Raw genomic sequence first — 5942 nt, 5'->3', positions numbered from 1 at the left:
CCCGAGCACGCTTCCATGCCGATCACGCACGGCGGCAGGCTTGCGATCAGTTCATGCAGCTTCTCGCGCGGCACTGCCGGGCGTACCAGCTCGGCGCGGCCGGCTTCATTGACGCCATGCCCGGCAAACACGTTCTTGGCGAGATCGATGCCAACGGTCACAATGCTCATGGACTTCCCCTTTCGGACGGATTGATGAGACTTCGCACTTCCCATCGTGGCACTCAGGTGCCGATCACCGCAATGCGGTCAGGCCGGGACGGGGAAGTCCCTTTCATTCGTTAGGCCGCTATGTCACCAATGTTTGCTGCCGAGATCCATTTGCTACCCACCGAGGCTGGCGGGCGCACTGGTCCACTCTCCCTTGGGGAGTGGCGCACCGTCCTTGGCATCAATAATGAGCATTGGTCAGCCCAGCTACTCTTTTCTGGCATCCACTCGCCAGGTGAGACTTTTTCCGCAACCGTCCAATTGCTGGTGCCAGAGGCAGCTCAGTACTTCCCGATCGGCGCTGAGTTCACGGTCTGGGAGGGTAGTACAAAGGCTACTGGCCGTGTGTTGTCGGCAGCGGCCTAACAATTCCCAAGGGACTTTCCCGTCAACTGTTTTCTGCAGACAGCAGCCGTTTGAGCTGCCCCATGAATTTCGTCTTCCAACGTAGTCGTCGTAGGATCGACACAAGGAGAGGAAGAACGACGTGAAGCGCATCCCGACTCAGTAGTGATACCGCAACTGAGCGATAAATAAAGAACCTTCGGTTACTTTGTAGACGATTCGGTGCTCGTCATTGATGCGCCGCGACCAGTAACCAGACAGCGCATGCCTTAGTGGCTCCGGCTTTCCGGTCCCTGAGTGCGGTGTTCTTGTGATCTCTTTGATCAGGCCATTGATCCGTTGCACCAATTTCTTATCGGTTTTTTGCCAGTACAAGTAGTCTTCCCATGCCTGCTCGGAGAAGACTAGATTCACTTGGCTAGGCTCCGTACCTTACCCTTCCCGGACTCAAGAGCTGCAATGCTCTCAAGCAAGCGCTGTGCGTTCTTGGGACTGCGCAGCAGGTAGGAGGTTTCTTCCAGCGCCTTAAAATCGTCGAGTGCCATCATCACAACGGCCTGCTGGCCATTGCGAGTGATGATGATAGGCTCGTGGTCGTTACACACGCGATCCATGGTGTCGGCCAGCTTGGCTCGGGCAGTGCTGTAGGTAATTGCGTCCATAGGTGGCTCCATTTGTACATATATTTGTACAAAAACCGCTGTTCGGTGTCAAGGGGCCGGCGCCTAACAATTCCCCAAGGGACTTCCCGTCCTGTTTTCTGCAGACAGCAGCCGTTGCCCTCCGGTCAAGCAGATCTGCCGAAGCAATGAATCGAACTTGTGGACAGGCTTGGCGTGGTGGCAGCCCGACAGCCGGCCATCCAGGCAAGGCGCCTGTGTTCGTGGGCAAGGCGGATTAGAATGCCGGCTGTTCCTGCAAGAGATTCCATGCTTCCCCGTCCTTACCGCGAAACTTGGCAGTCATCGCCTCCACGCGCCACGGTTCCGCCTGCGCTGATTCCCTGGCTGACCGACCCCTCGTCGCTCACCGCGCGCATCCGGCGGCGCTGCGTGCGCTTTGGCGTTCAGGTGCTGTACCAGGGGGCGGGGCGGGCGATGCGCGATGAAGCCGTGCTGTTCGGCCTGCGTGCCGGCGCACGGGTGTGGGTGCGGGAGGTGCTGCTGATCGCCGATGGCGTGCCGGTGGTGTTTGCCCGCTCATTGCTGCCGCGCAGGCACGTGCGCGGCGCCTGGAACCTCTTCCATGGTTTCGGCGCGCATCCGCTCGGTGCCGCGCTGTTCGCCGACCCCGCGATCGAACGCGCGCCGCTGGCCTGTACCCGGCTCGATGCGCGCGATGCGCGCTATCATCGGGCCCATTCCGTACTGTCCGCACGGACGCCGCCGACGGCGGTGGCCCGCGAGCTGTGGGGGCGCCGCTCCCTTTTTCTCCGCCATGGTCGCGCGTTGATGGTGAGCGAGTTCTTTCTGCCAGCGATTTTCGAGTTGCCCCGATGACCGATACGATGAGCTTCAGCGACAAGCTTCCCCACTACGCCCGCCTGATGCGGATCGACAAACCGATCGGCACGCTGTTGCTGCTGTGGCCGACGCTGTGGGCGCTGTGGTTTGCGGCCGATGGCTGGCCGCCGCTGCACATTTTGGCGATCTTCGTCGTCGGCACCTTCTTGATGCGTTCGGCGGGCTGCGTCATCAACGATTACGCCGACCGTGACTTCGACGGCCACGTCGAGCGCACCCGCAGCCGCCCGCTGGCGACCGGCATGGTCGGCACGCGCGAAGCGCTGTTGCTGGCGGGCGGCCTGTCGCTGCTCGCCTTTCTGCTGATCTTGCCGCTGAATTCGCTGGTGATCTGGCTGTCGCTGCCGGCGCTGTTTCTCGCCGTCAGCTACCCCTTCACCAAGCGCTTCTTCGCGATTCCGCAGGCCTACCTCGGCATCGCCTTCGGCTTCGGCATTCCGATGGGCTTCGCCGCGATCCTCGGCGAGCTGCCGGCCATCGCCTGGCTGATGCTGCTCGCCAACATCTTCTGGGCGGTCGCCTACGATACCGAGTACGCGATGGTCGACCGGCCCGACGATCTGAAGATCGGCATCAAGACCTCGGCCATCACCTTCGGCCGTTTCGACGTCGCCGCGGTGATGCTGTGCTACGCGGCGACGCTCGGCCTGCTCGCCGCCATCGGCGTCGCCGACGGGCGCGGGCCGGCCTGGTTCGCCGGGCTGCTGGTGGCCGCGGCGATGGCCGGCTACCACTACACCCTGATCCGCGACCGTGACCGCGCCGGCTGCTTCAAGGCCTTCCGCCACAACAACTGGCTGGGCGCGGCGGTGTTCGCCGGCCTCTTCATCGACGATCTGCTGCGCCGCGCCTGAGCGTGCAGCCTGGACTCCTGGATTCCACCATGCATTTCATGACCGCTCTCAAGGCTGCCTGGCAGCAGCGCGACAGCCTGCTGTGCGTCGGCCTCGATCCCGATCCGGACAGATTTCCCGCCCATCTGCAGGGGCGGCCGGACGCGATCTTCGAGTTCTGCCGGCAGGTCGTCGACGCCACCGCCGATCTGGTGTGTTGCTTCAAGCCGCAGATCGCCTACTTCGCCGCGCGCCGCGCCGAGGACCAGCTCGAAGCCCTGATCGAGCACATCCATGCGCGCCATCCGGGCACGCCGGTGGTGCTCGACGCCAAGCGCGGCGACATCGGCAGTACCGCCGAGCAGTACGCGGTCGAGGCCTTCGAGCGCTTCAAGGCCGACGCCATCACGGTCAATCCCTACATGGGGCGCGACTCGGTCGATCCTTACCTGACGTATCCGGACAAAGGCGTGATCCTGCTGTGCCGCACGTCCAACCCCGGTGGCTCCGACCTGCAGTTCCTCGAGGTCGGCGGCATCAAGCTGTACGAGCACGTCGCCCGGCTGGTGGCGCAGGACTGGAACGCGAGCGGCAATTGCGGCCTGGTCGTCGGCGCCACCTTTCCCGCCGAGATTGCCCGCGTGCGCGAGCTCACTGGCGACATGCCGCTGCTGGTGCCCGGCATCGGCGCCCAGGGCGGCGACATCGCCGCGACGGTGGCGGCCGGGCGCACGGCGGATGGCTGCGGGCTGATGATCAATTCCTCGCGCGCCATCCTGTATGCCGGCAAGGGCGAGGATTTCGCCGCCGCCGCGCGCCAGGCGGCGCTCGACACGCGCGCCGCCATCAACGCACACCGCTGAGCGCGGCCGTATCGCCCCGCTGCCTGCCCTTTCCGAGATACCCGCATGAAATACGACGACCTGCGCGACTTCATCACCCAGCTCGAAGCCCGTGGCGAGCTCAAGCGCATCACGGTAGCGGTCGACACCCACCTGGAAATGACCGAGATCGCCGACCGTGTGCTGCGCGCCGGCGGCCCGGCGCTGCTGTTCGAAAAGCCGGTGACGCGCGGCGTGCCGCAGGCCATCCCGGTGCTCGCCAACCTGTTCGGCACGCCGCAGCGGGTGGCGATGGGCATGGGCGAGGAGGTGAGTGGTGAGGGCGCCGACGGCGACTGGCGCACGCCGCTGCGCGAAGTTGGCAAGCTGCTGGCCTACCTGAAGGAGCCCGAGCCGCCCAAGGGCCTGAAGGATGCCTGGGACAAGCTGCCGGTGCTCAAGCAGGTGCTCAACATGGCGCCGAAGGAGGTCCGCTCCGCGCCCTGCCAGCAGGTGGTGTGGGAAGGCGAAGGCGAGAACGGTGTCGATCTGGCGAGGCTGCCGATCCAGCACTGCTGGCCGGGCGACGCCGCGCCGCTGATCACCTGGGGCCTGGTGGTGACGCGCGGGCCGCACAAGAAGCGCCAGAATCTGGGCATCTACCGCCAGCAGGTCATCGGCCGCAACCGTGTGATCATGCGCTGGTTGGCGCACCGCGGCGGCGCGCTCGACTTCCTCGAACACCAGCGCGCCCATCCGGGTGAGCCTTTCCCGGTATCGGTGGTGCTGGGCTGCGATCCGGCGACCATCCTCGGCGCGGTGACGCCGGTGCCGGACACGATCTCCGAATACCAGTTCGCCGGTTTGCTGCGCGGCGCCAAGACCGAGCTGGTGAAGTGCATCGGCAACGAGCTGCAAGTGCCGGCGTCGGCCGAGATCGTCCTCGAAGGCGTGATCCACCCCGGCGACATGGCGCCGGAAGGCCCGTATGGCGACCACACCGGCTACTACAACGAAGTGTCCGAGTTCCCGGTGTTCACGATCGAGCGCATCACCATGCGGCGCGACCCGATCTATCACAGCACTTACACCGGCAAGCCGCCCGATGAGCCGGCGATGCTGGGCCTGGCGCTCAACGAGGTCTTCGTGCCGTTGTTGCAGAAGCAGTTCACCGAGATCGTCGATTTCTACCTGCCGCCGGAGGGCTGCTCCTACCGCCTGGCGGTGGTCAGCATCCGCAAGCAGTATCCGGGCCACGCCAAGCGCGTGATGTTCGGCATCTGGAGCTTCCTGCGCCAGTTCATGTACACCAAGTTCATCATCGTGGTGGATGACGATGTGAATATCCGCGACTGGAAGGAAGTGATCTGGGCGCTGACCACGCGCATGGATGCCACGCGCGATACCACGCTGGTCGACAACACGCCGATCGACTATCTCGACTTCGCCAGCCCGGTGGCGGGCCTGGGCAGCAAGATGGGGCTGGACGCGACCAACAAGTGGCCGGGCGAGACGCAGCGCGAGTGGGGCACGCCGATCGTCATGGATGCCGAAGTCAAGGCGAAGGTCGACGCGATGTGGGGCGAACTGGGCCTGTGATCGCGCCACGGGCCGTATCGTGCGCCAGGACGGCGAACATCGGCTTACGTTTCGCGTTGCCCCGCGACTGAACGCGGCGGCGGCCGGCGGGTCGAAGCTGCCGTCACGGACGCCGCCAGCCGCGCGGCGTCAGCAAACAGAGGAAATTCGATGAGCAACCCCGTTCCGGCCCCGCTGCAGATCGGCCAGCCCTCCGAGAACATGGTCACGGTCACGCACCTGGTCTACGCCCTGCATGCTTTCGCGGTGTTCTCCGCCGTCGTCGGCTCGGCGACCATCATCTTCAGCTTCATCGCCAGCCTGCCGTCGATCGCGGCGGTGGTGCTGAACTACTGGAACCAGGCCGCGGTGCGCGGCACCTGGCTCGAAAGCCATTTCCGCTGGCAGATCCGCACCTTCTGGTTCGCGGTGCTGTGGGTGCTCATCGCCGGGGTGATGGCGCTGACCATCATCGGCCTGCCCTTCGCGTTCGTCGTGCTGCTGATCGCGGGGCTGTGGATTCTCTACCGCATCGTGCGCGGCTGGTGGGTGCTGATCCAGCGCTGCCCGCTGCCGATGCCGCCCCAGGGGTGAGCGGCGGGCGCTGAACGCTCCGGGCGCGTTCAGCGCCCG

At 65.0% G+C, this 5942-nt stretch carries 7 protein-coding genes and 1 pseudogene; 5 read left to right on the top strand and 3 right to left on the bottom strand.

Going from position 1 to position 5942, the window contains the following annotated elements:
* From C666_RS18195 to C666_RS18190, 3 genes and pseudogenes are all read right to left on the bottom strand, one after another.
* Positions 1-170: pseudogene (locus C666_RS18195) on the bottom strand (IS110 family transposase); the annotation flags it as partial.
* A gap of 543 nt (positions 171-713) precedes the next feature.
* A complete protein-coding gene (locus tag C666_RS19985) occupies positions 714-968 on the bottom strand; it encodes a Txe/YoeB family addiction module toxin (protein ID WP_004347405.1) in 255 nt (84 codons plus the stop codon).
* Positions 965-1216 carry a type II toxin-antitoxin system Phd/YefM family antitoxin gene (locus C666_RS18190; protein WP_004347404.1) on the bottom strand — a complete coding sequence of 84 codons (252 nt, stop codon included), beginning with the start codon at positions 1214-1216 and terminating at the stop codon, positions 965-967. The genes C666_RS19985 and C666_RS18190 overlap by 4 nt, the downstream gene beginning before the upstream one ends.
* Before the next feature lie 267 nt (positions 1217-1483).
* Between C666_RS18190 and C666_RS18185 the strand changes: the two genes are divergently transcribed.
* From C666_RS18185 to C666_RS18165, 5 genes are all read left to right on the top strand, one after another.
* A complete protein-coding gene (locus C666_RS18185) occupies positions 1484-2053 on the top strand; it encodes a chorismate--pyruvate lyase family protein (RefSeq protein ID WP_004347403.1) in 570 nt (189 codons plus the stop codon).
* Positions 2050-2931 (top strand): 4-hydroxybenzoate octaprenyltransferase, encoded by an 882-nt coding sequence (gene ubiA, locus C666_RS18180; RefSeq protein WP_004347402.1) that lies wholly within the window; start codon positions 2050-2052, stop codon positions 2929-2931. The genes C666_RS18185 and ubiA overlap by 4 nt, the downstream gene beginning before the upstream one ends.
* 29 nt (positions 2932-2960) lie before the next feature.
* Positions 2961-3773 (top strand): orotidine-5'-phosphate decarboxylase, encoded by an 813-nt coding sequence (gene pyrF, locus C666_RS18175; protein WP_004347399.1) that lies wholly within the window; start codon positions 2961-2963, stop codon positions 3771-3773.
* A 45-nt stretch (positions 3774-3818) separates the two neighbouring features.
* Positions 3819-5330, top strand: a complete 1512-nt coding sequence (ubiD, locus tag C666_RS18170; protein ID WP_004347397.1) for a 4-hydroxy-3-polyprenylbenzoate decarboxylase — start codon at positions 3819-3821, stop codon at positions 5328-5330.
* 150 nt (positions 5331-5480) lie between these two features.
* The gene (locus C666_RS18165) at positions 5481-5903 is read left to right on the top strand and encodes a DUF4870 family protein (protein ID WP_004347395.1); all 423 of its coding nucleotides are present in this window, start codon (positions 5481-5483) and stop codon (positions 5901-5903) included.
* Positions 5904-5942: the final 39 nt, after the last annotated feature.

Source organism: Thauera linaloolentis 47Lol = DSM 12138 (genome assembly GCF_000310205.1).
Classification (GTDB): domain Bacteria; phylum Pseudomonadota; class Gammaproteobacteria; order Burkholderiales; family Rhodocyclaceae; genus Thauera; species Thauera linaloolentis.
The sequence above is the reverse complement of the archived record's forward strand: the minus strand, read 5'-3'. Positions and strand labels throughout refer to the sequence as shown.